This window comes from Methylobacterium sp. NPDC097929, from assembly GCF_049543375.1.
In the GTDB taxonomy this organism is placed as follows: domain Bacteria; phylum Pseudomonadota; class Alphaproteobacteria; order Rhizobiales; family Beijerinckiaceae; genus Methylobacterium.
In genome coordinates, this window is record NZ_JBMVEP010000001.1 from 1,053,605 (window position 1) to 1,078,763 (window position 25,159).

The 25,159-nt window shown below is 72.5% G+C and carries 24 protein-coding genes; 8 read left to right on the forward strand and 16 right to left on the reverse strand.

The annotated features are described in order from the left end of the window. Positions 1–2 precede the first annotated feature (2 nt). Positions 3–518, forward strand: a complete 516-nt coding sequence (locus ACPCJR_RS05045; RefSeq protein ID WP_391510395.1) for a DoxX family protein — start codon at positions 3–5, stop codon at positions 516–518. Here the strand turns inward: ACPCJR_RS05045 and ACPCJR_RS05050 are convergent. Further along, complete coding sequence (locus ACPCJR_RS05050) at positions 475–1,956, reverse strand: MFS transporter (RefSeq protein WP_391510394.1); 1,482 nt, start codon at positions 1,954–1,956, stop codon at positions 475–477. The genes ACPCJR_RS05045 and ACPCJR_RS05050 overlap by 44 nt on opposite strands. A 263-nt stretch (positions 1,957–2,219) precedes the next feature. Here ACPCJR_RS05050 and ACPCJR_RS05055 point away from each other — a divergent pair, with 263 nt between their 5' ends. Then, a complete protein-coding gene (locus tag ACPCJR_RS05055; protein ID WP_391510393.1) occupies positions 2,220–3,119 on the forward strand; it encodes a DUF3313 domain-containing protein in 900 nt (299 codons plus the stop codon). Between the two features lie 109 nt (positions 3,120–3,228). Here the strand turns inward: ACPCJR_RS05055 and ACPCJR_RS05060 are convergent, their stop codons facing one another. The 14 genes from ACPCJR_RS05060 to croR form a co-directional block, all read right to left on the reverse strand. Continuing rightward, the gene (locus ACPCJR_RS05060) at positions 3,229–5,034 is read right to left on the reverse strand and encodes an adenine deaminase C-terminal domain-containing protein (protein WP_391510392.1); all 1,806 of its coding nucleotides are present in this window, start codon (positions 5,032–5,034) and stop codon (positions 3,229–3,231) included. 256 nt (positions 5,035–5,290) lie between these two features. Next, on the reverse strand, positions 5,291–6,007 hold the full coding sequence (locus tag ACPCJR_RS05065; protein WP_391510391.1) for an RlmE family RNA methyltransferase: 717 nt from the start codon (positions 6,005–6,007) through the stop codon (positions 5,291–5,293). Between the two features lie 67 nt (positions 6,008–6,074). After that, positions 6,075–7,214, reverse strand: a complete 1,140-nt coding sequence (locus ACPCJR_RS05070; protein ID WP_391510390.1) for a Ppx/GppA phosphatase family protein — start codon at positions 7,212–7,214, stop codon at positions 6,075–6,077. Between the two features lie 158 nt (positions 7,215–7,372). Beyond that, on the reverse strand, positions 7,373–8,533 hold the full coding sequence (locus ACPCJR_RS05075; protein WP_391510389.1) for a glycosyltransferase: 1,161 nt from the start codon (positions 8,531–8,533) through the stop codon (positions 7,373–7,375). Next, positions 8,530–9,294, reverse strand: a complete 765-nt coding sequence (locus tag ACPCJR_RS05080; RefSeq protein ID WP_391511193.1) for a lysophospholipid acyltransferase family protein — start codon at positions 9,292–9,294, stop codon at positions 8,530–8,532. Before ACPCJR_RS05080 ends, ACPCJR_RS05075 begins: the two co-directional genes overlap by 4 nt. 62 nt (positions 9,295–9,356) lie before the next feature. Then, positions 9,357–10,910 carry a phytoene desaturase family protein gene (locus tag ACPCJR_RS05085; protein ID WP_391510387.1) on the reverse strand — a complete coding sequence of 518 codons (1,554 nt, stop codon included), beginning with the start codon at positions 10,908–10,910 and terminating at the stop codon, positions 9,357–9,359. A gap of 66 nt (positions 10,911–10,976) precedes the next feature. After that, on the reverse strand, positions 10,977–11,876 hold the full coding sequence (locus ACPCJR_RS05090) for a type 1 glutamine amidotransferase (protein ID WP_391510385.1): 900 nt from the start codon (positions 11,874–11,876) through the stop codon (positions 10,977–10,979). Between the two features lie 102 nt (positions 11,877–11,978). Continuing rightward, complete coding sequence (locus tag ACPCJR_RS05095) at positions 11,979–13,172, reverse strand: ABC transporter permease (RefSeq protein WP_391510384.1); 1,194 nt, start codon at positions 13,170–13,172, stop codon at positions 11,979–11,981. Beyond that, on the reverse strand, positions 13,169–14,131 hold the full coding sequence (locus ACPCJR_RS05100; RefSeq protein WP_391510383.1) for an ABC transporter ATP-binding protein: 963 nt from the start codon (positions 14,129–14,131) through the stop codon (positions 13,169–13,171). Before ACPCJR_RS05100 ends, ACPCJR_RS05095 begins: the two co-directional genes overlap by 4 nt. A 7-nt stretch (positions 14,132–14,138) precedes the next feature. Further along, positions 14,139–14,564 (reverse strand): DUF2141 domain-containing protein, encoded by a 426-nt coding sequence (locus ACPCJR_RS05105; protein ID WP_391510382.1) that lies wholly within the window; start codon positions 14,562–14,564, stop codon positions 14,139–14,141. After that, the gene (crtI, locus tag ACPCJR_RS05110) at positions 14,561–16,153 is read right to left on the reverse strand and encodes a phytoene desaturase family protein (RefSeq protein WP_391510380.1); all 1,593 of its coding nucleotides are present in this window, start codon (positions 16,151–16,153) and stop codon (positions 14,561–14,563) included. The genes ACPCJR_RS05105 and crtI overlap by 4 nt, the downstream gene beginning before the upstream one ends. Before the next feature lie 124 nt (positions 16,154–16,277). Continuing rightward, complete coding sequence (locus tag ACPCJR_RS05115) at positions 16,278–17,780, reverse strand: helicase HerA domain-containing protein (protein ID WP_391510379.1); 1,503 nt, start codon at positions 17,778–17,780, stop codon at positions 16,278–16,280. Between the two features lie 207 nt (positions 17,781–17,987). After that, positions 17,988–18,818 (reverse strand): TrmH family RNA methyltransferase, encoded by an 831-nt coding sequence (locus tag ACPCJR_RS05120; RefSeq protein ID WP_391510377.1) that lies wholly within the window; start codon positions 18,816–18,818, stop codon positions 17,988–17,990. A gap of 7 nt (positions 18,819–18,825) precedes the next feature. After that, entirely contained in the window at positions 18,826–19,299 is a 474-nt protein-coding gene (gene croR / locus ACPCJR_RS05125) for a 3-hydroxybutyryl-CoA dehydratase (RefSeq protein ID WP_003606989.1), read from the reverse strand. A gap of 226 nt (positions 19,300–19,525) precedes the next feature. Here croR and ACPCJR_RS05130 point away from each other — a divergent pair, with 226 nt between their 5' ends. The 6 genes from ACPCJR_RS05130 to ACPCJR_RS05155 all read left to right on the forward strand — a co-directional run bounded on the left by ACPCJR_RS05130 (position 19,526) and on the right by ACPCJR_RS05155 (position 23,704). Then, positions 19,526–20,158, forward strand: a complete 633-nt coding sequence (locus ACPCJR_RS05130; protein WP_391510376.1) for a cation transporter — start codon at positions 19,526–19,528, stop codon at positions 20,156–20,158. A 42-nt stretch (positions 20,159–20,200) separates the two neighbouring features. Then, positions 20,201–21,049: a metallophosphoesterase gene (locus ACPCJR_RS05135; RefSeq protein WP_391510375.1), complete on the forward strand. Its 849-nt coding sequence runs from the start codon at positions 20,201–20,203 to the stop codon at positions 21,047–21,049. 97 nt (positions 21,050–21,146) lie between these two features. Beyond that, a complete protein-coding gene (locus tag ACPCJR_RS05140; RefSeq protein WP_391510374.1) occupies positions 21,147–21,368 on the forward strand; it encodes a hypothetical protein in 222 nt (73 codons plus the stop codon). A 213-nt stretch (positions 21,369–21,581) separates the two neighbouring features. Next, positions 21,582–22,727, forward strand: a complete 1,146-nt coding sequence (locus ACPCJR_RS05145; protein WP_391510373.1) for a chlorophyllase/cutinase-like alpha/beta fold protein — start codon at positions 21,582–21,584, stop codon at positions 22,725–22,727. A gap of 83 nt (positions 22,728–22,810) precedes the next feature. Further along, complete coding sequence (locus tag ACPCJR_RS05150) at positions 22,811–23,422, forward strand: glutathione S-transferase (protein WP_391510372.1); 612 nt, start codon at positions 22,811–22,813, stop codon at positions 23,420–23,422. Positions 23,423–23,491: 69 nt separating this feature from the next. Continuing rightward, positions 23,492–23,704: a hypothetical protein gene (locus tag ACPCJR_RS05155; protein WP_391510371.1), complete on the forward strand. Its 213-nt coding sequence runs from the start codon at positions 23,492–23,494 to the stop codon at positions 23,702–23,704. Between the two features lie 227 nt (positions 23,705–23,931). Here ACPCJR_RS05155 and ACPCJR_RS05160 read toward each other — a convergent pair whose 3' ends face one another. Further along, a complete protein-coding gene (locus ACPCJR_RS05160; RefSeq protein ID WP_391510370.1) occupies positions 23,932–25,107 on the reverse strand; it encodes an amidinotransferase in 1,176 nt (391 codons plus the stop codon). Between the last annotated feature and the right edge of the window lie 52 nt (positions 25,108–25,159).

Sequence of the window (25,159 nt, forward strand, 5' to 3'; positions counted from 1 at the left end):
TCGTGTTCGGTTCAGCCCAGAACGGCGTGCTTCTCGCCGCCCGCCTCCTCATGGCCTCGGCCCTGCTGCCGACGGGCATCGCCCGGGCGCTCAACGTTTCCGGCTTCGCGGTGACGCTGGCGGGTGCCGGCTGCCCCGCCCCGAACGCGGTCGCGACGGCGGCCGTCATCGTGCAGGTGTTCGGGCCGCTCGCGGTGATCCTCGGGGTGATGCCGCGGATCACCGGTCTTGCCATGGCCGGGTTCGTGGCCGGCATGGCCGCGCTGCTGCACCCGTTCTGGCTCCAGGCCGGCGCGGCCGCGGTGACCGAGCGCACGTTCTTCCTCGCCGATCTCGGGCTGGCCGGCGCCTTCCTGATGTACGCGATGACCGGCCCCGGCGCCTGGGGCTGGCAGGGCTTCTTCCGCAGCGGCGACGCGCCGGCCCCGGCTCGAGCCCCCGCCAAGGCGCCGGCCCGGGCGAAGTCCGGCGGCGTCAAGCGGGCGGGCGGCCGGGCTCCGGCGCGGGCCGCGGCGTGACGGGCGCGAGAGCCTGAACCGATCCGTCGGCGGGGGTCGGCCCGCCGCGCGCGACCCGGCGCTGGCCCGACACCTCGGCGCCGGCATCCGGCGCCAGCCGCCGGAAGACGAGGAACGAGGCCGCCGAGATCACGGCCACGACCCCGAAGGCGACGGAGAAATCCGTCGCCTCGATCCCGGAATGGCCACGCCAGCCGGCGGCGCCTTCGAGCGCGAGGGCGCCGATCGAGACGCCGAGGCTGAGGGACAATTGCTGCGCCACGCTGGCGAGACTCGTGGCCGCGCTCATCTCGCGGGATTCGAGATCGGCATAGGCGATGGCGTTGACGCAGGTGAATTGCAGCGAGCGCACGCAGCCGCCCAGCAGCAGCACGCAGACGATGACCCAGTGCGGGGTTTGCGCCGTGAACAGCCCGTTGACCGCGAGAAAGGCCGCGGCGATCAGCGCGTTCGTCACCATCACCCGGCGGAAGCCGTAGGCGCGCAGGATGCGCGGGCCGACGATCTTGATGAGCAGCGCGCCGGCGGCGGCCGAGAAGGTGATGAGCCCCGAATGCAGCGGATCGAGCCCGAAGCCGATCTGGAGCATGAGCGGCAGCAGGAAGGGGATCGCCCCCGTGCCGATGCGAAACAGGCTGCCGCCGGTCACCGCCGCGCGGAAGGTGTGGTGCTTGAGGAGATCGAGCCGGATCAGCGGATGCTCGGTGGCCCTCGCATGGCGCAGGTAGAGGCCCACCAGCGCGAGGCCGCCGCCCATGCAGGCCCAGGAAACGCCGTCCGGCAGGAGGTGTCGCCCGGTCGAGGCAAAGCCCAGCATCAGCAGGGCGAGGCCGCCGCCGGAGAGGATGAAGCCGGCCACGTCCAGCGGCGGGCGCGTCTCCTCGCGGATGTCGCCGAAGTACAGGGTCGCGAGCACGATCCCGGCGAGCCCGATCGGGATGTTGATGAAGAAGATCCAGCGCCAGTCGGCGTAGGTGGTGATGAAGCCGCCCAGCGGCGGCCCGATGATCGGGCCGATCAGCGCCGGGATGGTGAGGTAGGCCAGCGCCCCCACGAGTTCCGATTTCGGCACGCTTCGCAGGATCACAAGGCGGCCCACCGGCACCATCATCGCCCCGCCCATGCCCTGCACGAAGCGGGCGGCGACGAATCCGGAGAGCGAGTTCGCGGCGGCGCAGGCGAGCGAGCCCGCCATGAACACGCAGAGCGCCGCGCGGAAGACGTTGCGGGCGCCGTAGCGGTCGGCGGCCCAGCCCGAGACGGGGATGAAGATCGCGAGGCTGACGAGGTAGGCGGTGAGCGCGAGCTTGAGGGCGATCGGGTCCGTCCGCAGGCTCGCCGCGATGGCCGGCAGCGCCGTGGCGATCACCGTCGAGTCGGTGTTCTCCATGAACAGCGCCGTGGCGACGACGAGGGGGACGATCTGGGCTGGACGCATCGGCAGGGACAAGCGCGGGGCGTGCGAAAGAGTTGCAGGCGTGAGACGCCGGAACCTGAAGGCGGCGCGGGGCGGGAATAAACAACGTGGCTGAACGGTCACAGCCCCCCGGGATGTGCCGGGCGGCACGTCTGCCAACCTTCCGGGAGCGGCCCCGTACAGCTAGGCTTCCGCCCGAAAAGAGACGCTGTCCGGCCGCTCGCGGCGGGATGCGCGTCCCCGAGCGCCCAGGGCGCCGGACCCAACATCCACGAAAGTGTCCGATGCTTCTGCGGTCGCCACGACGTCATCGCCTTCCCGCCCGTGCCGGGCGCCTCGCGCTGGCCGCGGCCCTGCTCGCCGGGGTCGCCGGCTGCGGCGACGTCGTCCTCACCGACGGCAGCTCGCTCTCGCGCCGCGACCAGTTCGTCACCAGCGATGCGGTCGCCTCCGAATCCAAGCTCTTCATCGACCCGACCCTGCCGCAGACCGTGCGCACCGTGCGCATCGTGCCGACCCGGTTCACCGCGGCGGTCTCCGGCCCCGGCCTGAACGAGGTGGAGCGGCGCGTCATCGCCAACGCCGCCGACCGGGCGCTCTGCTACGACCTCTCGCTGCGCTACGACGTGGTCTCGTCGGGCCGGGCCGACCTCACCGTCCGCTCGGCGATCACGCGGGTCGATCTCACCAACGTTCCGGCCTCCGGTGCGACCGTCGCCGCGACGACGGCCATCTCGGTGGCGGGCCAGGTCGGCGTCGGCTTCGCCAACTCGATCGGCCGGATTCCGGTGCCGCGGGTGCCGATCGGACTCGGCAGCCTGACCATCGAGGCGGAGGCGCTCGACGCCCGCAACCGCCAGCGCGCAGCAATGATCTGGGCGGGGGCGGCCAACTCCTTCACCAACCAAGCCCGGTTCTCCGCGGCCGGCGACGCCTACGATCTGGCGGGCGAGTTCGGCCAGGATTTCGGCTCCTACCTCGCCACGGGCAAGGACCCGTTCAAGGGCGAGCTGCAACTGCCGACCTACGACCGCATCCGCATCACCACGCTGGGCGAGGCGCCCCTCGACCCCGATTGCGAGGCCTTCGGCCGCGCCCCGGGCTTCGACGGCATGCTCGGCGACATGATCGGCCTGCCGCCGGACTGGACCGACAAGGGGCCGGGAATCTCCGCCGCCCGCTGAGGAACACTCTCCTCCGCCAGCGTGAGCGAAGCGATCCAGCCGCGCGACCCGTCCGGAAAGGTCGTGCCGCTGGATTGCTTCGGCATCGCCTCGCGAGGACGAGAGCGGCTCAGGCCGCCTCGAACAGCGGCACCGGGGCCATCTCCGGCACCCGCACCAGACCCTTGTCGGTGATGCGGATCTGCGGGATCACCGCGAGCGGGATCAGGTTGAAGCCCATATAGGGGATGCTGCAGCCGGCCCGCTCCCAGGCGCGCTTGAGGGCCTTCACCTCCTCAGCCACGTCGCCCACGCGCTTGTCGGAGATCAGCCCCGCCACGGGCAGCGGCACCATCGCGACGACCCGGCCCTCCTCGACGACGCAGACCCCGCCCCGGTGCGCGGCGATGGCGTCGAGGGCCGCGCGCATGTCGGCCTCGTTCAGACCCGCGACGATGACGTTGTGCGAGTCGTGACCGACGCTGCTCGCCACCGCGCCGCGCGTCAGCCCGAAGGCCGAGAGCAGCCCGTGGGCGACGGTGCCGACGCGGCCGTGCCGCTCGATCACGGCAACGTGGCAGAGGCCGTGCGCGGCCAGCGTCTCCGGCCAGTCGGCGCCGGGCGCCAGCGCGAGCCGCTCGTGGGTCAGCTCGATCCCCGGCAGCGTGGTGCGGATCGCGTTGACGGTGCAGGGGCCGGCGGGAAGAGCGGGGATCAGCGCGGGCAGCGGATCGGGCAGGCGCAGCGTGGCATAGGCCGGGGCCGGGTAGCGGTAGGGCCGGGCCAGCGCCGCCTCCAGAAGTGGGGTGGGCCGGCGGTCCTCCACCACGGGCTCGCCGCCGTACCACGTCGCCTGGGGCACGAGGTCGTCGTTCAGGAGCACGAGGTCGGCCCGGCGCCCGCCGCCCAGCCCGCCGATCTCCCCGTCGAGGCCGTAGCGGGTCGCCCCGTGCAGCGAACCCATCGCCCAGGCGGCGGGGCCGGGGATGCCGCGGGCCACGGCCTCGCGCACCACCCAGTCGAGGCCGAAGGCGAGCAGGTCGTCGGCATCGCGGTCGTCGGTGCAGGCGCAGACCCGCTTCCAGGCGGCACCGTACTCGGTCACCGTGCCGATCGCCCTGGGCAGCGAGTGCCAGGGGGTCGTGGGCGGGCCGCCGCGCAGGAAGATCCAGAGGCCGGCCTCCAGGAGGTCGTCGGCGATGTCGGCGTCGGTGGCCTCGTGGGTGTCGGTGACGCCGCTCGCCGCGTAGGCCGCCACGAAGTCGCGTCCGTAGACGTGGCCCGAGATCGGGCGCCCCCGCTCCAGGGCGGCGCGGATGATGGCGTGCGCCCGCTCGTCCCCGGCGGCGACCGCCACGAAATCCATCTTCTCGCCCAGCCCGATCGCCTCGGGCCAAGCGTCGAACAGGGCGGCGATCTTCGCGGCCGTGAGGTCGCCGCCCGCGGTCTCGAGGTCCGGCGTCGTGGCGGGCACCGTGCTCGGCACGGTGAGGAAGATGTTGAGGGGCGCCACGCGGGCATCCTCCAGCATCCATTCGACGCCGTTCACGTCCAGCACGTTGCCGATCTCGTGGCTGTCGCAGACGATCGTGGTCGTGCCGTTGATGAGCGCGGCCTCGGCGTAGGCGCAGGCCGTGACCATGCTGCTCTCGATATGCAGGTGCGGATCGACCAGTCCCGGCGCGATCAGGCCGCCGGCCACGTCGGTCCGCAACGCGCCGCCGCGATGCGTGCCGGCGGGCTTCACGGCGGCTATGCGCCCGCCCGCGATCCAGATCTCCCGGTCGGGCAGGATGCGCTCGGAATAGGTGGAGAGCACCCGCGCCCCGGTGATGACGCGGTCGGGCTCGGCGCGGCCGGAGGCGACCTCGGCGAGGCGCCGGGTCATCGCAGCCAGCGGCGCGACGGCGAAGCGGTTCAGGGGCGTTGCGGTCATCGGAACCTGCACCAAGCGCAGCGGTCGAAAGCGACCCGCAGGCATCGTGCCACGGAAGCCGCCTGCGGGGCACCCGGCGTCCCCGCCTCCGCTTGACGCGTCGTCATCGCGAGCGTCGGCGAAGCGATCAGCGGCGCGACATCTCCGAACAGGTCGCGCCCTGGATCGCCACGGCTTCGCCTCGCGATGACGGGCTGGCCATGACGGGGTGGCCATGACGGGGAACGGATGGATCTTCCGCGAACCGACGCTCGGGTCAGGCCTCGTCGTCCGCCTCGACCGTGCCGGACTGCCCCCGGAAGCCGGTGGCCAGAACGTAGAGCTCGCTCGAATCCGCCCGGCTCGCCGCCGGCTTGACGTGGCGCACGATCGCGAAGTCGCGCTTCAGCTCGGTCAGCAGGTCGCCCTCGGTGCCGCCCTGGAACACCTTGGCGAGGTAGGCGCCGCCCGGCGCCAGGATCTCGCGGGCGAAGGCGGCGGCGGTCTCGGCGAGCCCGATGATGCGCAGGTGGTCGGTCTTCTTGTGGCCGGTGGTGTTGGCGGCCATGTCGGAGAGGACGAGATCGGCCTTGCCGCCCAGAAGCTCGGTCAGGCGCTCGGGCGCGGACGGGTCGAGGAAGTCGAGGGTGATGAAGGTCGCGCCCGGCATCGGCTCGATCTCGAGCAGGTCGATGCCGACGATGCGGCCGCTCTCCCCGAGCGTGCGCGCCGCCACCTGCGACCAGCCGCCCGGCGCGGCGCCGAGATCGACGATCCGCTGGCCGGGCTTCAGCAGCTTGAAACGCTCGTCGATCTCGATGAGCTTGAAGGCCGCGCGGGAGCGGTAGCCCTCGCGCTTGGCCCGGGCGACGTAGGGATCGTTGAGCTGGCGCTCCAGCCAGCGCTTCTGGGACAGGGTGCGCCCGCGCCCGGTCTTCACCCGCTGCTTCAGGTCGCCGCGCAGGCCGCCCGTTCCGCCTCGCCGGTCGCTCATGGTCACCGTCCCTCTCAAGGACCCGTCCCTATCGCGGTCCGGCCGGCCCGTGAAGACCGGGGCTGTCTCAGCGGTAGCGGCCGCGGCGCCAGACGCCGTCCTCGCGCATCATGTTCATGAGCAGCCCCTCGCGCAGGCCCCGGTCGGCGATGCGCAGGCGCTCGGAGGGGAAGACCCGGCGGATCGCCTCCAGGATGGCGCAGCCGGCAAGCACGAGATCGGCCCGGTCGCGGCCGATGCAGGGATTGTCGGCGCGCTGCTCCAGGCGGGTGTCGAGCAGATCCTCGATCGCGTCGCTGACCTCCCCGTCGCTCATCCAGAGCCCGTCGACCCGCCGCCGCTCGTAGCGGGCGAGCCGCAGGTGCATGGCGGCGAGCGTCGTCACCGTGCCGGAGGTGCCGAGCAGGTGGAAATAGGGGGCCGTGGCCGCGGCCGCCGCGCGGATCGCGAAGGGGGAGATCAGGTCGCCGACCTCCTCCACCATGCCCTCGAAGGTGCGCCGGGTCACCTCGGTGCCGCCGTGGCGTTCGGCCAGCGTCACCACGCCGACGGGCAGCGAATCCCAGGCGCGGATGCGCAGGGTGGGGTCGGTCGAGGGGTTGGCCGCCGCCCCGTCGAGCCAGGCGATCTCGGTGGAGCCGCCGCCGATATCGAAGATCACGACCGATTCCGCCCGCGGGTCGGCCAGGGCGGCGCAGCCCGTCACGGCGAGGTAGGCTTCCGTTTGCCGGTCCACGATCTCCAGGTCGAGCCCGACCTCCGCGCGCACCCGCGCGACGAACTCGGACCCGTTGACGGCGAGCCGGCAGGCCTCGGTGGCGATCACCTTGGAGCGGGCCACCGCGCGGGCCTTCATCTTGCCGCGGCATATGCGCAGGGCCTCGACGGTGCGCTCGATCGCCGCCTCGGTGAGGCGGTTCGAGGTGCCCAGGCCCTCGCCGAGCCGGACGATGCGGGAGAAGGCGTCGATCACCCGGAAGCCGTTGGGCGTGGGCTCGGCCACCAGCAGGCGGCAATTGTTGGTGCCGAGGTCGAGCGCCGCGTAGGCGTCGCGGCGGCCGTGACGACCGGTCTCCTGGCGGCTGGCCTCGTAGCGCGGGGGATAGGCCTCGATCGGGCGTCCTCCCGTGATCGCGCGGGAACCCTCCCGCGAGGTTTGCGGGTCGGCGGGGCGGGCCGACACAGCGGCGGCGCTCTCATCCCTCATCGAGGCGGCCGAACTTCCTGGCGACGCGACCCAGCAAGACGCCGGGCCATCGTGGCTCCAAGGCTACAGGCGTTGTTCCGCAACTGCAAAGGCTCGATTGCCGGCACCGCACGATTTGCCGCGAGGAATGGTCCCGGCTGAAGCTGCGACGGAGGCCCTCAGCCCGGCTTTTGCTGCGGCCCGGTGCCGCCGGCGGAATAGCTGCGGCCCTTCCACACCCCCTTGCCCGCGCGGCCCGGGCGCAGCAGCACGTTCCACTGGATCGCGAGCGCGGTGCAGATCGTGGCCGGGTGCAGCGGGATCGTCGCCGGCGGCTCGGCCACCACGAGCGTGATGGCCGCGCGGGTCGCCAGGGAGACGAGGGCGGCGCCCGCGGCCACCAGGGCGGCGCCGTCCGCCCCGAGGGCGAGCGCCAGGACGAGGATCAGCCAGGGCAGAACGTGACCGCCGAACAGCAGCGCCGTCCAGACGGGCAGCGCCCGGGGCGTCGCCATGCCCTCGTGCGCGTTCTTGGAGAAGCCGGCCCAGGACTGGGCGAAACTCCGGTACATCCGGCAGGCGGCGAGCGCGTGGCCGGCGACGAGATCGGTGCGCAGGCCGCGCTCGCGGAACAGCCGCGGCAGGCGCACGCCGTCGTGGAGCGAGGTGCGGATCGCCCCGTGCCCGCCGGTCGCTGCGTAGGCCGCGCGCTCGATCAGGATCATCTGCCCGCAGGCCGCCCCCAGCGCGGGCGTGGGCAGCGCCCGCATCAGGCCGAAGGGCAGGTAGCCGATGAGCAGGAAGTCGATCATCGGCACGGTCAGGCGCTCGCCGAGGCTCTCCATCACCTGCCGCGGCACGCCGCTGACGAGATGCGCCCCGCAGGCGCCCGCATAGGCGGCCAGCGCCGCCGCCCCGTTCGGGGCCAGCGTCACGTCGGCGTCGAGGAAGAGCAGGTGCCCGCCCCGGGCCTCGCCCGCCAGCACCGTGCAGGCGTGGTTCTTGCCGGTCCAGCCCTCCGGCAGGGTGGGCACGGAGACGAGCCGCAGGCGCGGGTCGGAGCGGGCGAGCCCCGCCACGATGGTGGCGGTCGCGTCGGTGGAGTGGTCGTCGCCAACCAGAACCTCGACGGCGATGCCGGCACTGGACAGCGCCGCGCGCACGGTGCCCTCGATCACCGCCGCCTCGTTGCGGGCCGGGATCAGGATCGAGACGAGGCCGTCGCTGCGCAGCGGCGGCTCCGGCGTGCGCAGGATCGCGAGGTTGGCCGCCGTCACCGCGGCCGGCAGCAGGGCGAGCGCGAGGCTCACGATCGCGAGGACGAGCAGCGCAAGCGTCATCGCGGTCGTGTCTCCTGCCCCGGAGGGCGATCCCGGTGGCCGGGCTCGAAGCGGCGGCCGGTGAGGGCGGCCGCGAGCCGGCGCCAGCCGTCATAGACCCCGCCGACGCCGCGCCGGCCGGCGAGCAGCGCCTCGAAGGCGGCGGGGTCGCGGGCGATCACGTCCGCCGAGAGCCGGTCGAGGGTGGCGGTCAGCGCGTCCTCCAGCCGGGCGAGGCGCTCCGGACGGGGCAGGGCCAGGAGTTCGTCAGCCGTGAACGGCGCGCCGAAGGCGAGGCAGGCTTCCGCGCCGCGCTCGTCCCAGAAGGCGTACTCGATGGCGAGCGGCAGGACCGTCGCCCCGGGGGCGATCTCGGGCAGGCGGGCGACGCCGGGCTTCAGCCCGAGCGGCCGGGCGCGCACGTCGGCGAAGCGGCCCTGGGCGGTGATCCAGAGCACACGGCCGGGCTGCCCGAGGATCGCGCGGCAGGCGGAGAGGAATTGCGCGCCGCCCCGCGCGCTGTCGAGATCGACGGGAAAGGCGCCCATCCTGCGGAAGATGCCGTACTTCTCCAGCATCGCGGCCTCGATCGGCGCGAAGCTCTCGCGCTCCGGGAACAGGCGCTCGGCCGCCACGATCAGGATCGCCGCATCCCACCACGCCGGATGGTTGCAGTAGATCACGAGCGGCGCCCGCCCGTCGATGCCGGGCGGGCGGCCCCAGCGGGCGATCCGCAGGGCATTCATGTGGCGCCGCACGAAGCGATCGAAATAGGCGCTCATGAACCGCCAGAGCGGGGCCGAGCGCTCCGGCGGGGCTGGCTTCGCCGGCACGGCGAACGGCCTCAGGCGCTCTTGCGCAGCTCCGGCTCAGCCTTGCCGGGCAGATTTTGGCCGCGCAGATCCTGGTCGAGGGCGTCGGCCGCGATCCAGCCGGACATCATCACCATGGGCATGCCGGGCCCGGGATGGGCGGCGCCGCCGGCGAGGTAGAGGCCGCGCACCTCCCGCGAACGGTTGCCGGGCTTGAAGGCGCCCATCATCCGCCCGTGCGAGGCGAGCCCGTAGATCGCCCCGTTCAGAACCTTGTAGCGGTCGTGGATGTCCTGCGGGGTGAGGTGGCGCTCAAGCACGATGCGCTCCTCGAGATCCGGCATGCCGCCGGTGCGCTTGAGCTTCTCCAGGATGGTCCGGCGATAGGCCGGGAACATCTTCGACCAGTCGTGGTGGGGCCGCAGATAGGGCGTGTGGACGAGGACGTAGAGCGCCTCGCCGCCCTCCGGCGCCACGCTCGGATCGGTGGAGGAGGGGGCCGCGAGATAGGCGGTCGGATCGGGGGCCGGCTCGCCCTTGCGGTAGATGAAGTCGAACTCCTCCTCCGGATCGCGGGAGAAGACGAAGTCGTGGTGGTTGAGGTGCTCGTAGCGCTTGTTCAGGCCGAGATAGAGCACCACGCCCGAGCAGGCCGGCTCGAAGCTCTTCTTCTCGTAGGACTTGCCGACCTCGCCGCCGACGAGTTCGCGGTATGTGCGCACGGAATCCATGTTGGAGATGACGGCGTCGTAGGGCGCGATCCCGTCGCGGGTGCGCAGGCCGTGCAGGCGTCCGTTGGCGATGTCGAGACCCAGAACCTCGTCGGCCGGCTTCATCGTGGCGCCGAGTTCGCCCGCGAGCTTCATCAGCCCTTCCGCGACGGCGCGGGTGCCGCCCATCGGATACCAGACTCCTTCGGCCGTCTGCATGTGGGCGATGGCGCAGAGCACCGCCGGGGCGCCGTAGGGCGAGGAGCCGACATATTGCACGAAGTGGTCGAGCATCTGGGCGAGGCGCGCATCCTTGACCTTGCCGCGGATGGTGCTGGCGACGGTGGCGTGCATGCGCAGGGACAGCACGTCGCGCAGCGTGCCGGGATTCATGTTGGCGCGCAGGTCGATCGTGTCGAACAGGTCCTGCACCGCCTTCCAGAAGAAGAAGCGCTCGGAGACGCCGTGCAGGTGCTCGGAGACGGCGATGAACTTCTTGTAGCCCTCGCCCACCCCCTGGCCCGGCGCGAAGCGGTCCATGGAGGCAGCCATGGCATCGACGTCCTCGATGAGATCGACCTGGGAGCCGTCGTCGAAGAAGCAGCGCCATTGCGGGTCGAGCCGGCGCAGATCCATGTAGTCGTGCACCGAACGCCCGGCCTCGGCGAAGATCCGCTCCAACACGCGGGGTACGGTGAGGATGGTCGGCCCCATGTCGAAGCGGAAGCCGCCCTCGTGCAGCACCGCGGCCTTGCCGCCCATCCAGGCGTTCTTGTCGTAGACGGTGACGCGATGCCCGCGGGCCGCCGCCACGCAGGCCGAGGCGAGACCGCCGAGCCCGCTGCCGATGACCGCGACCGAGGAACCCTGGCTCATTGGAAACGCGTCTCCCGGGGCCCGAACAGGGCCTTCATGGCAAAGCTAGATGCCGGACGGGGCGGGTCAACGTGCCACCCGGTCGCGCTCCCGCCCTTTCACACCCCGGATTGTGGATAGAAGCGCCAGGAAGTTGCCGATTTCCCGCCGCCGCTGGCCGGATTCGAGGATGTCGGTGCCGAGACCGAGACGCCAGGCGCGGTGGCGGCGCGAGAGGCCCTCGCTCCCGGCCAGCTCGGCGATCTCCCCGGCATAGGCCTCGACCGCGGCGCGATCCGGGGCGAGCCCCTCGCTGACGACCTCGTCCGCGCTGAGCCGCAGCATCGCGGCCAGTTCGTCGAGGTCGGTCTCCGGATGGTACTGCGTGCCCCAGAACAGGCCGCGGCCCCGGCGGATCTCGATCGCCTGTACGTCGAGGACGGCGTTGGCCGCCAGCACGCGCGCGCCGGGCGGCGCCCCGGTCACGGCGTCGAGATGGATCGCGGGCGCGTCCCAGGCCGATCCGCGGCCGGCGAGCAGGGGATGCGCGCCGCCCTCATCGACCGGGGCGATGCGCCGGGCGAAGCCGTATTCCGGCCCACGGGGATTGCGGCCGACCTCTCCGCCGGCCACGGCGGCGGCGACCTGCATGCCCCAGCACGAGCCGAACACGGTCAGCCCGGCCTCGAATGCCGCGCGCATCAGCGCGAGTTGGCGCTCCACCGCCGGGCCGCCATCGGCGAGCCGCAGGGTCGAGCCGGTGAGGACGAGGCCGTCGAAGGCGGCAAGGTCGGTGCCGCGGGGCAGGGCGGCCTCGAGGCCGGCATCGGCCGGGTTCACCAGCGTGCAGGCCACCTCCGGCGCGAGATCCTGCACCACCGCCGCGAAGGCCTGCGAGGTCGTGCGCCCAACGGCCGCCTCCCGCTTGGCGCGGCCGTCGCGGTCGTTGCCGTCGGCGATCAGCAGGCGCAGCATCGTATGGGTCATGAGGCTCGAGGTCGTTCCGGCAGGGATCGGGTCCGATCGGCCTGCCTGTGCCCGATCCCGCCGCTCCGGTCGCGGGTGCCGGTCGCCGCGAGGCGATACGCCTCAGACGCGCCTGCGCCCGACCACGCCGACCGCCACCGCCAATCCCGCGGCGGCCAGGCCCGCCAGCACGCCCCAGGCGGGCAGCGCGGCGGCGGCGCCCTCGCCGAGGGCGGTCTGGTAGGCCTCGATCGCCCAGGCGTTCGGGGTGAGCCAGCCGGCCTGCTGCAGCCAGGGCGGCATGAGGAAGCGGGGCACCATGCTGCCGCCCACCGCCGAGAGCAGCAGCACGCCGAAGGTCGCGGCCAGATGCGCCTGCTGGCGGGTCGCCGAGAGGGCGCAGGCGGCGAGCGCCAGGCCCGCAGCCATGGCCGAGACGAGCGCCGAGGTGACGAGCCAGCCGATCCAGTGGGCGCTGATGTCGACGCCGTGCAGGAGCGCGGCCGCCGAGAAGATCAGCCCGGCCTGCACCACGCCCTGCCCAAGCAGGAACAGGAACTTGCCCATCACGATGACCGGCAGGCCGCCGGGGCCGGCGGCAAGGCGGTCGGCCAAGCCGCCTTCGCGCTCGTCCACCAGGGAGAGCGCCCCCTGCATCGCGGCAAACAGCAGGAACACGGCGGTGATGGCGCCCGCGTAGTAGCTCACCCGGTCGTTGCCGCGCCCGCGGGCGGTGGTGCGGGTCTCGACGAGGCGGGCGAAGGAGAAGGGCTCCTTCTTGGCGCGCTGCTCGGCGAAGGCCTCGTCGAGGAAGGCGCGCTCGTCGGCGCCGATCTTGCCGGAGCGCTCCACGTCCGCGACGATGCGCGAGAGCACCACGTCGGGCAGAGCCTCGTTGAGGACGCGCTGGAGCTGGCCGAGCGCGATCGGCGTGGCCAGCGCCCGGGAGGGGTTCTCGATCAGCAGAACCGGCTGCCCGGCGGCATTCGCCCGCGCCGAGAGGTCGCCCCGCAGCACCAGCGCCACGTCGACCTCGCCGCGCCGGACGGCGGCGATGGCGGCCTCTTCCCCCGTTCCCGGAAGGCGCTCGATGCGCAGGCTCGGGTCTGCTTCGAGCGCGCTCACGAGGCGCTGCGTGGTGGCGGTTCGAGCAAGGTCGGCCAGCCCGAGATGGATGCGGATGCGGTCGCCGATCGCGCCGGAGAAGATCGCGGCGAAGATCACGAAGATCACGGTCGGCAGCACGAAGGCCATCACCAGAGCCGCGCGGTCGCGCAGCAGCGAGAGCCACATCACCCGGAAGGCCGCCGCGATCATGCCGCCGCCCCGCGATCCGGCGCCAGCGCATCCCGGTAGAGGGTTTCGAGGCCGGGGCGGCGCACGCGGATCTCGGTCGCCGGCACGCCTTCCGCCCGCAGGGCGGTGAGCAGGGCCGCGCCGTCCAGCCCGCCCGCGGCGCCGTGGTCGGCCCGCCAGAAGCGCGGATCGGTCCCGTGCGGCGAGAACCCCGTTCGGCGCAGGGCCGCCTCGGCCGCGGCGTCGGGCGCGCCCTCCAGCACCGCCTCGTGCTCGGGCGGCGCCTCGTTGAGCGGGCGCATCAGCGCGGCCAGGGCGCCCTCGCGGCGGATCCGCCCGTCGGCGACGATGGCGACCCGGTCGGCCAGCCGCTCGGCCTCGGAGAAGTCGTGGGTGCTCAGGACGAGGCCGGCGCCCTCCGCGCGCAGCTTCGCCAGCACGGCGTGGATCGCCGCGCGCGCTTCCAGATCGACCCCCTGCGTCGGCTCGTCGAGCAGGATCAGGTCGGGGGCGGCCAGCAGGCTCGCGGCGATGTTCACCCGGCGCTGGTAGCCGCCCGAGAGCGTGGCGACCACCTGACGCCGCACGGCGTCGAGGGCACAGCGCCCGCTCACCGCCTCGACGGCCCGGCGCCGCTCCCCGCGCGGGAGCCCGGCGAGCCGCGCGAAGACGTCGAGGTTCTCGCTCACCGTGAGCCGCGGATAGAGCGCGATCTCCTGCGGCACGAAGCCGATCCTCTCGCGCACCGCGCGATCGGCATGCGGATCGCCGCCGAGAACGCGCACGGAGCCGGCATCGGGCTTGAGCCGCCCGGCGAGCAGGCGGATCAGGCTGGTCTTGCCGGCACCGTTCGGCCCGAGCAGCGCCAGCGTCGTGCCGCGAGAGAGCGCGAGATCGACGCCGCGCAGGGCCGGGCGGCCACGATAGGCGAGGGCGGCGCCCTCGACGCGGGCGAGGGGCGGGGCGGCGGGGGCCATCACCGGCCGGTCAGCGACGCGGCAGCGGGCGGGCGAGACGCACCCGGATCGAGGCGCCGGGCTCGCGCAGGGCGAAGCTCGCCTCGGCGAAATCCGGTCTGGCCCGGCGCCCGACCGCGCCCGAGAAACCGTAGGGCTCCAGCGGCAGGCCGAGCCCCGTGCGGTCGAGCCGGCCGTTGCCGTCGCTGTCCTGGAAGGCGGCGACCGCCCAGATCCCGGGGGATATGCCGGTGAAGACGAAGCGCGACTCGGCCCCGCGGGCCGGGGCGCTGCGGCCGACCGGGCAGGCGGCCTCCGACAGGCCGCCCTGGCAGAGGGTGACGTAGACTTCGCCCGCGCCCGGCTCGGCCCCTTCGACGACGACCTCCACGCTCGCGGCCCGCGCCGGGCCGGCGAGCACGGCCAGCGCGGCGAGGCTCGTGAGGGCGCGCCTCAACTCGGGTCGCCCTGCGTGGCGAGCGGCGAGGTGCCCGGAAGGTCCGCCAGGATCGCGGGGGCCTTCTCGCGGGCGAGATCCTCGATCAGCAGGCGCGCGGAGATGCGCGCGCCCTCGTAGATCACCGGAAGGCCCGAGCCCGGATGCGTGCCGCCGCCGACGAGGTAGAGGCCCGGCCCGAAGCGGTTGTGGGGGCGGAACCATAGCATCTGGAGCAGGTCGTGGGCGAGGTTGAAGGTCGCGCCCTCGTGCACCGCGAACGCGTCGCGCCAATCGCGGGGATCGACCACGCGCTCGTAGCGGATGCGGCTCTCCAGGTCGGGAATTCCGAGCAGCTTCAGCCGCTCCAAGATCAGCTGGCGGTAGGAGGGACCGACCGCCTCCCAATCGATGCCGGATTTCAGGTTCGGCACCGGCACCAGCACGTAGAGCGCCGTGTGGCCGGGGGGCGCCATGCCGCCATCGGTGAAGCCTGCGTGCTGCACGTAGATCGAGGGCTGCATCGGCAGGGTGCCGCCGGTGATCTCGGTGATGTTGCGCTCGTACTCCTTGGACAACAGGATCGTGTGATGGCCCAGGCTCTCGGGCATTTTGCCCTCGATGCCGAGGTAGAGCATGTAGGTCGAGCAGGAGAGGCGGGCCTTGCCGATCTTGGCATCGCGCCAGCGCGGACGGCGCTCCTCCGGCACGAGATCGCGGATCACCTTGGCGAAATCGCCGTTCACGACCACCGCGTCGGCCTTCAGCGTCTCCCCGCCGACGACCACGCCGCAGGCGCGCTTGCCCTCGAACAGCACCCGCTCGACGGTCTGGCCCAGGCGGATGTCGACGCCCATGCGACGGGCGAGCCCCGCCATCGCCTCCGAGACCGCGCCGCAACCGCCGACGGGGTGGTAGACCCCGTGCTCGTATTCGAGGAACGAGAGGATCGTGAACAGGCTCGGGCAGCGGAAAGGCGACATCCCGAGGTATTTGGTCTGGAACGAGAAGGCGAGGCGCACCCGCGGATCGGCGAAGTAGCGCCTGAGATCCCGGTCCACGCTGCGGCCGGGATGGAGATGGGGCAGGGCGGCGAGCATCGCCGGGCTCGCCATCGACAGGACATTGTCGAAGGGCTGCTCCAGCACCGGCTTGAAGTAGTTCAGCTTGGTCCGGTTCTCGGCGAAGAACTTTTCCACGTTCTCGGCGTCCGCCGGGGCGAGGCGGGCGATCTCCTCCTTCAGCCGCGGCACGTCGCCGGTCGCGCGGATCTGGCCCGAGACGCCGTCCTCGCCCTCGAAGACGAGATTGTATTGCGGGTCGAGCCGCTCCAGGCGGACATGGTCCTCCAGGCGCTCGCCGCAGGATTCGAAGATGTCGGCGAGGATCTGCGGGTAGAGGAAGAAGGTCGGGCCGATGTCGAAGCGGTAGCCGCCCGGCGCTTCGACGGTCTTGGTGCGCCCGCCGACCGCCGCGTCGCGCTCGATCAGCGTGACGTGCAGGCCGGCCTTGGCCAGGAGCAGCGCCGTGGCAAGCCCTCCCGGCCCCGCCCCGACGACGATGACGCGACGGCCCGACAGGGTGCGCAAACCTTCACGCGACTTCAACAACGCCCCAGGGCTCCTCGATCGGCACGAAAACGTGAGGGCCAATCTTGGCCGGAAGCGCGCGGCCGGCAAGTCGCGCGGATTGTCGCGCGCGATTTTCCTGGGCCGTGTCGGGTTCCATCCCGGATCACGTCCGACCACGCCGCCGAAGCGGCACGACCGCGGCGGCGCCGATCTGGGGCCCGGTCTCGGCGTCGAGATCGGGCACGGCGATGATCGGCGCGCCGCGCAGGTCGCGGCGCATGACGATGGCGCCGCGCTCCTCCAGATAGCCGAGCATGCGCCGGGCGCGGCCCGCCGAGCTCGTGCCGTAGGCTTCGGCGAGCGCCGCGTCGGAGGGGCAGGGCGCGTTCTGAAGCGCGGTGCGGGCGATGAGCAGGAACAGCCCGGCGAGATCCTCCGGCAGGCCGGCGGCGATCCCTTGCGCCCGCTCCCAGGCCGGCCCCTCGGCCGTCGCGTGGTCGACGCCGGCGCGGGCCACGGCGAGCCGCCGCTTGAACTCGGGCAGACCCATCGCCTCGCCGCCGATCCGGCGGATGCGGCAGCGGACGGTGAAGTCCTGGTAGAGGGTCGCGGGCGTGCAGGCGGCGGCGTCCGAATCCGCCAGCACGGAGGCCAGGACCTCGGCGATCGCCGCCTCGCGCTCGGCCGGGTCCATCGGCTCCTCCTCCGGCAGATCCTCGCGCACCGGCGGCCGGTAATTGGCGAGCTGGACCAGCACGTCGGGCCCGGGGGCGCGCACGGGCTTGGGTCGGGGGCTGAGCGGCGGTCGCGCCTCCTCCTCGGGGGAGGCGGTGAGGATCAGGGCACGGGCCTCCTCGCCCATGGTGGGCAGGGGCAGCAGGGCAGGGGCGGCGTTGCGGCTCTCCGTCACGGTCGGACCGATGGCGATGGGCAGCGGGCGCTTCGAGATCGCGGGCCCGAGGCCCACGAAATGGCCCCGCGCGAGATCGCGAAAGGTCTCGGCCTGGCGCCGGTCGAGGCCGAGCAGATCGGCGGCGCGGGCCATGTCGATGTCGAGGAAGGTGCGGCCCATCAGGAAGTTCGAGGCTTCCGCCGCGACGTTCTTGGCGAGCTTGGCCAGACGCTGCGTGGCGATGATGCCGGCGAGCCCGCGCTTTCGCCCGCGGCACATCAGGTTGGTCATGGCGCCCAGCGAGAGGCGGCGGGCCTCGTCGGAGACCTCGCCCGCGGCGGCGGGGGCGAAGAGCTGCGCCTCGTCCACCACCACCAGCATCGGGTACCAGAGGGATCGGTCGGCATCGAACAGGCCGCCGAGGAAGGCGGCGGCCGCGCGCATCTGGTCCTCGGCGTCGAGCCCTTCGAGCGAGAGCACGACCGAGACCCGGTGCTCGCGCACCCGGGCGGCGATGCGCAGAAGTTCGGCCTCGTTGCCGTCCGCCTCGACCACGACGTGGCCGTAGCGCTCGGCCAGCGTGACGAAATCGCCCTCCGGGTCGATGATCGCCTGCTGCACGAGGCCCGCGCTCTGCTCCAGCAGGCGGCGCAGCAGGTGCGACTTGCCCGACCCGGAATTGCCCTGGACGAGCAGGCGCGTCGCGAGCAGCTCGGTGAGGTCCATCGTCCCGGGCCTGTCGCCGGCCCGCCCCAGATCGATCTCGTAGCCCATCCCGTTCCCCGCTGGCGCCCTGGCTGTCTAACATGGGCGGGCGGGGCAAGGTCCGCGGCGGGGCGGGCCGTCCACAGGCGGGAGGCCGCACCCCACCCCATCGCCCGCGGCAGCGAAGCGATCCGGGGGCATGACCTCTTCGGATCGTGCGGAGCGCTGGATGGCTTCGGCTCCGCCTCGCCATGACGAAGCGGGTTCGCCGCCGGCTCAGCGGCCTTCGCAGGCGACCCTACTTCCGAGCCGCCGCCCGGCCAGATGATGCAGCGCGATCGCCCCGGCCGTCGCCACGTTGAGGGAGTCGAAGCCCGGCGCCATGGCGATGCGCACCCGGCGGGCCCGCGCCATCAGCGCGTCGGGCAGGCCCGGCCCCTCGGTGCCGAGCAGCAGCAGCGTGCGGGCCGGCGGTTCCAGCGCGTCCAGCGTCTCGACGCCGCCGGGCGTGAGCGCCAGCGGCGTGAGGGCGTGGCGCTGGGCGAGATCCAGCAGCGCGGCACCGTTCGCCGCGCGGGCGAAGGGGATGGTGAGCGCCGCGCCGGCCGAGACGCGGATCGCCTTGCGGTAGAGCGGATCGCAGGTGGCGGCGTCGAGCCAGACCGCGTCGGCGCCGAAGGCGGCGGCGTTGCGGAACAGGCCGCCGACATTGTCGTGGTTGGTCAGCCCCACGAGGCCGATCACGAGGGCCGGGTTCGGCGCAGGCGGGATCAGCGTCTCCGGCGCCGGCTCCTCGCCGCGCAGGCCCACCGCCAGCACGCCGCGATGGATCGGGAAGCCCGCGACCGCGCTCATCACGTCCCGGCCGGCGAGGTAGACCGGCGGCCCGCCCTCCCGGAACAGGTCCGCGAAGGCCGGCCAGCGCTCGGGCGCCAGCAGCACCGATTCCGCCGCGAAACGGGCGCGGGCCGAGAACAGCATCCGCAGGGTCACCTCGCCCTCGACGATGAAGCGGCCCTGCCGCCCCACGAGGTCGCGCTCGCGCACGGCCCGGTAGGCGGCGAGCCGGGAATCGTCCGGGTCGTCGATGGCGATCGGTTCGGGCACCGGTGGCCTACGCCCGGCCGCCGCCCATGCGCATGGCAAGCGGGTCCGCCTCTTCCTTCTTGGGCACCTTCACCAGGGCCTCGCCGTCGAGCACGACCTCGTCGCCGACGGAGCAGGTGCAGGCCAGCCGCGCCCGGCGGCGCTCGGGGATCAGCTCGGCCACCTCGACCTTCACCTCGACGATGTCGCCGATGCGCACGGGCGCGCGGAAGTTCAGAGTCTGCGAGATGTAGACCGCGCCCGGACCCGGCAGGCGGGTGCCGAGCACCGCCGAGATCAGGCCCGCCGTGTAGAGGCCGTGGGCGATGCGGGTGCCGAAGGGCGTGCGCGCGGCGAAGTGCTCGGAGAGATGGATCGGATTGCGGTCGCCGGTGATCTCGGCGAAGCCGACCACGTCGGAGGAGGAGATCTCCTTCTTGAGGATCTCGGTCAGCCCGACTTCGAGATCCTCGAAGTACAGCACGCGCAGTTCAGGCAACATCGTCAAGGCCTCCCCGGTCCGGGCCGCTCGATGGAGCGCACGGCAGCCCTTTGGCAAAGCTTTCGCCTTGCACAGGCGTGCGCGCAAATCCAGCCGGACAATAGGGCCAAAGCGGACGCAGCGGCGTGATCCCGTTTCCGATCGATCGGATTGAGGATGTGCCCTCGACAGGGCCGGGTGCCTCGGGCAATCACCGGCCCGCTTCCACCTGCCATGGAACCCGCCGGTGCCCCACCCGCCGCCTACGCCGAGCCTGCGCCCCGTCGTCGCCCGCGTGGCGGCGCTGAATCTCGGTTATTTCGGCATCGAGATCACGGTGGCCCTGGCCATCGGCTCGGTGGCGCTCATCGCCGACAGCCTCGACTTTCTCGAAGACGCCGCGATCAATCTCCTGATCTTCGCAGGGCTTGGCTGGAGCCTGCGCAACCGGGCGCGGCTGGGCACCCTGCTCGCCGCCATCCTGCTGGTGCCGGGCCTCGCCACGGCCTGGGCGGCCTACGAGAAGTTTTCGGACTTCACCGCGCCGTCCCCCGTGCCGCTGACCCTGACCGGGATCGGGGCGCTTCTCGTCAACCTCGCCTGCGCGCTGATGCTCGCCCGGCACCGCGACGGCCACGGCAGCCTGACGCGGGCGGCCTACCTCTCCGCCCGCAACGACGTGGCCGCCAACGTGGCGATCATCGTGGCGGGTCTCGCCACCGCCGTGATCCTCGCACGCTGGCCCGCCTTCGCCCCCTGGCCGGACCTCGTGGCGGCGGCAGGCATCGCCATCATCAACGCGGATTCGGCCTTCGACGTGCTCAAGGCCGCCCGGCGCGAGTGGCGGGCCGCGGCCGAGGCCGCCCGCGCAGAGGCCTGACCTCGCCCTCGATCTTTTCCCAGAAACCTGTTCCGGACAAACGTGCTGCGCCTCTTTCCCCTCTCCGACCTGCATCTCGAACGGCGCCGGCCCGCGTTGATCCCGCCGCCGTCGAACCCCTTCGACGTCCTCGTCTGTGCGGGCGACCTGCACGAGGGCCAGCCCGAGGCCGGGCTCGCCACGGTGCTGACGCTCGCGGGCGAGCGGCCGGTGGTGCTGGTGCCGGGCAACCACGAGCACTACGCCCCGACGGGCGACCCGCGCACCGCGCCCGAACTCCTCGCCGCCCTGGAGCGCGAGATCGCCCGGCTGAACGGGCCGGGGCAGCGCATCCACCTGCTCCAGGGCGGGCAGGACGCGGTGATCGGGGGCGTGCGCTTCGTCGGCACGACGCTCTGGAGCGACTGGTCGCTGGCCGGGCGCTGGCTCGCCGACGACGCGCCCAACCGGCCCGACGACCCGGTGGCCTATGCGGCTGCGCGGATGACCGATCCCGTCACCGGCTCGCGGGAGTATCGCGGCTCGATCCGCCGGGCCAACCGCCAGCCCTGGTCGCCGGCCGATGCGATGGAGGCCCATGCCCGCGAGAAGGCCGCGCTGCTCGAAGCCCTCGCCCGGAGCCATCCGGGGCCGACGGTCGTCGTCACGCACCACCCGCCGAGTCCGGCCGCCGCCGACGCCTTCCGGGATGCGCCGGGCGTGCCCTGGTGGGTGCCGGCCTTCTACGCCACCACCGTCCTCGACGACCTGCCGGACGCCGTCCGGCCCGCGGCCTGGATCTCGGGTCATTTCCACGCCGGCCACGACATGCGCGTCGGACGCACCCGCTGGGTCGCCAACCCGGTCGAGGGCGGGACGTTTCGCAACGACCTCATCGTCGAGGTCGCGTAGCGGGCCTCGCGACGAAACCCCGGAGCCGGCTCACGCGTAGGAGACGGCGCCCGCCTCACGGCGGGAAAGACCGACAAATGATCCGGGAGATTCGCCCATGAACGCCTTCATCGCCGTGGTGCTCGTCTGCGCCAACGCCGTTCCGCAACAGGATTGCACCGACGAGCGGGCGAGCGAGGTGCGCAAGGTCAGGGTGGCGAACGAACTCGGCTGCACCAGCGGCTGGCAGGAAATCATCGCCCGCACCGACCTGCGCGACGAGGTCGGCAAGACGAGCTACCTCAAGACCGAGTGCCGCCGGGTGAAGGAGCGGAACTAGAATCCATCCCGACACGATCGATCAGGGCCGTCCCGCGCTCACGAGAACGGCGCGACCGGAGTTTCCCGGGAGACACTGACTCGGGGAATAGTCGCGGCAAGCCGCTCCGGCGTCGCCTCGGCGCCGGAATCTGCTATTCAGGCGCGGCCGGATCCGACTATTCGCCTGCGCGGACGGGTCCGGCCCATAGTTCTCCGGATCGTCGAGAGAGTGATGCGCCTGAAACCCGGACCCGCCGCCCTGCGCCTGCCCGTTCTGGGCGTGCTGGCCGCCCTGTCCGTGGCGGCGCCTTCCCTCGCCGCCGCGCCGCCCAGCCAGCCGACGGAGGGTCCGGGCGGGATCGGCGACAAGTCCGCCACCATCGCCAAGCGCGCCGTGGGCCGGGCGAGCGCGGCGACCTACGCCTTCCACAAGGCCGGCCCGGCGCCGGAGGGCGGACGGCCGGTCGCGGTGTTCCTGCACGCCTGGGGCGCGCCGAACCCGCAGGCCTACGGCGCCTGGATCGACCATCTCGCCCGCCACGGCTGGCTCGTGCTGTTCCCCCGCTTCCAGGAGGTGAACCGCACCCGCCCGGCGGATGCCCCGGCCGTCGCCGCACGCCTCCTCAAGGCGTCCCTGGCCGAACTCGCCAACGACGCCGACGGCCGGCCCGACACGAGCCGCCTCGCCCTGATCGGGCATCTGGCCGGCGCGCCGCTCGCCGCCCACCTCGCGGCTGAGGCCGGGCAGGAGGGCCTGCCCGCGCCCAAGCTCGTCTACCTGACGATGCCCGGCGGCATCGCCCGGGACGCCAAGTCCCGCGGCATCCCGCTGGGCAACCTCGACGGCATCGCCCCGAAGACCCTGCTCGTCACGGTGATCGGCGACCGGGACGCGCGGGCCGCCGACGCCGCCGCCCGGCGCATCCTGCGCGACGCCCATTCCGTGCCGCCGGAGCGCAAGCTGTTCGTGCGCGCGCTCTCCGACGACCACGGCTTCCCGGCGCTCACCGCGACGCTGGCCGCACCGGCCGGGCTCGACGCCGCCTATGACGGCGGCGCGATCAAGCTGCCCCCGGACCCGCCGGGCGAGAAGCCGCCGCCCTTCCGCTGGTCGGCGGACATGGCGCTGTCGGGCGAGCAGACCACCCTGGTCTCGCAGATCAACAACGCCCGCGCCGACAGCCTCGACTACCTCGCCTTCTGGCGCACCTTCGACATGGCGGCCTCCGCCGCCTTCGCCGGCCGGGACGCGACCAGCCTGAAGAACGATCCCGCTTTCAGCGACATGCGCCGCTGGGGCGACGGCTGGCCGGTCAAGCGCCTGGGCGTCGAGATCCCGAAAGCCCCGACCACGACCCCCGCGGCCGTGCAGCGCTGAGCCAGCGCTCGAGAACCCCGATCGCACGCGGCCCCGTCCGGGCCGGTGCCCGCTCGCAAACCAGGAAGAGTGCCGTCAAGCCGATGAAGCTGTTTCACTCGCACAGCTCGCCCTTCGTGCGGAAGGTGATGGTCGTGGCCCAGGAACTCGGCCTCGCCGAGCGGCTGGAGCTGCTGCCGAGCGCCGTCCACCCGGTCAAGCGCGACCGCTCGGTGCTGGCGCAGCACCCGCTCGCTCAGGTGCCGACGCTGATCCTCGACACGGGCGAGAGCCTCGCCGACAGCCGGGTCATCTGCGAATATCTCGATGCGGAGGCCGGCGGCCGGCTGTTCCCGGCGCAGGGCCCCGCGCGCTGGCGGGCGCTCAACGAGCAATCCACCGCCGACGGGGTGCTCGATGCCGCCCTGCTGATCCGCTACGAACTCACCGCACGCCCGGAATCCGAGCGCTCCGCCGCCTGGATCGAGGGGCAGACCGCCAAGATCGAGAGCGCGCTGGCTTGGTTCGAGGAGGGGGCGGACGAACGCGCCGAGCGCGTGGATATCGGCACCATCGCGCTCGCCTGCGCACTGGGCTATCTCGACCTGCGCTTCTCCGACATCGCCTGGCGCGACGACGCCCCCGACCTCGCGGCGTGGTTCGCGCGCTTCGAGGAGCGGCCTTCCATGACCGCGACGCGCCCGCCCGCGGGCTGAACCGTCGAGGGCTCTTCCGGCTGGCTCGGCCCTTGCTAAGCTTGACCGTCCCCACCGGGAGGCCCCGTCATGCCCGACTTCGTCGCCGCCGCCCTCGCATCCGTGATCTTCTGCCTCGCCGTCATCGCGCTCAACGCGCTGACGCGCCTCGCCCTCCAGGCCCAGCTCGCGCCGGACGGGCTCGCCGAGAACGGCTTTCTCCAGTTCGGCGGCGCGCTCGTGCTGGCGCGCACGACCTACCGGCGCGCGACCCGGGTGCCGGGACGGCTCATCGGCGAGTGACCCGCGCCTGCCGGTAAAGACGTTCTGGCCGAGAGACTTATCCCGGGACGTTGTGAATCCGGATTGCTTCGGCTTCGCCTCGCCATGACGCAGAGCCCCCCGCCGTCATCGCGAGCAACAGCGAAGCGATCCAGGCACCGCGCCGGCGGCCGACCACGAAAAAGCCCGCCGCGGTCACACCGCGGCGGGCTCCGGCACGAGGCCCGCCCGAGGGCGGGACCGTCTCCCTAGAAGTACGACTTCAGCACGCCGCGGCGGCGCACGTCGAGCGTGGCGCAGTGGAACGAGCCGCCGAAGGGGCCGTAGGACAGGAACGGCGCCGGGATCGGATCGAAGCCCCAATCCTTCAGGGCCTTGATCAGGGTCGGCTGGCTCTGGTCGACGACGATCTTCTTCTCGTCGATGGCGAGCACGTTGATCGAGGTCCAGGGCGAGCACATCGAGATCTTGCTCATGAAGCCCTCGACCGGGTCGGGGCGGGGCGCGATCAGCACGTCCCACTTCTTGAGCACGGCCGGGAGCTTCTCCACGTCGATGTAGTCGGGGTTCACCAGCACCTTACCCGGCGCCAGGGGCATGAACGACGAATCGATGTGCATCGGCTGCGGGCAGCGGCTCTCGATCTCGTGGATGCGGAAGCCGGGGCCGAGGTGGCGGCGCAGCCACTCGATGCCCATGAGGTTCGTCACGTTCGAGCGGGTCACGAACAGGTCGCGGCCGCAGCGCACGAAGTCGGCCGCGTCGAAGACCGGCTCGAACTCGTTGACCGTGAACTGCATGGGCTCGCCGGCCTTCAGGTTCGGCACCCGGTAGTCATAGTTGTAGAGGTCGTCGGTGAGCTGAGGACGCGGCGCGGAGGTCCAGCGCGCGCCGGCGCGGAAGTACTCCTTGAAGAGCGAGCGGTAGGCGTCGCCCTCGAAGTAGCGCGAGCGCCAGCACATCGGGCTCTCGATGATCTCGTCGCCGATCACGAGGTACGGGTCGCGCGGGCAGGCGACGCAGAAGCCGCGCGAGGTCCAGCGCGGGGCCTTGAACTTCTTCGAGAAGTCGACCGGATCGGGACGGCGCACCTTCACGCCTTCGCCGGCTAGGATGCTGATGAAGTTGTCGAGCTCCTGTTGAGCCAACTTCTTCATGAACTTCGGATACTTCCAGCCGGAGGCGAAGCGGTAGAACGGCTGGGCCGCCCGCGGCAGGTTGAAGATCACGGTGAGGTGGTGGGTCGGGATCGTGGCGCCGTCGAGCGAGCCGACGATCACCTCCTCCAGCGGATCCCACTCGTTCCACGCCATCACCGGGCTGCGGGTGGCGGGCGAACGGCCTTCGTAGCCCTGCGAAAAACCGTTCGCCGAGGCGTCGTCGACCAGGGCGGAATCCGCCGTGATCTGCGGCTCGCGATCCATTATCGGCTCCATTGAAGCGGCGTCTCGCGACAATCGTCGCCAGCGTCCACCG